1 pseudogene is annotated in these 220 nt (G+C 52.7%); it reads left to right on the top strand.

The window, feature by feature from the left end:
- A pseudogene (locus tag VF724_RS21480) lies at positions 1-220 on the top strand (IS481 family transposase); the annotation flags it as partial.

Genomic DNA, 220 nt, shown 5'->3' with positions numbered 1-220 from the left:
TTCCCAAAACAAGTCTCATACTCGACGATTCACCGTTTCCTGAAGAAGAATGGTCTTCTGGGAAAGGAAATGCCGAATACGCCTGAACGCAAACGGTTTGCCCACGACAAGGTGAACGCACTCTGGCAGACGGACATGTCGGAGGGGCCGCGTCTGCGTATTGACGGCAAAACGGTCAGAACCCACCTCATCGCATTCATTGATGATTGCAGCAGGCTGG

Source organism: Ferviditalea candida (genome assembly GCF_035282765.1).
GTDB classification, from domain to species: Bacteria; Bacillota; Bacilli; order Paenibacillales; family KCTC-25726; genus Ferviditalea; species Ferviditalea candida.
The sequence above is the reverse complement of the archived record's forward strand: the minus strand, read 5'-3'. Positions and strand labels throughout refer to the sequence as shown.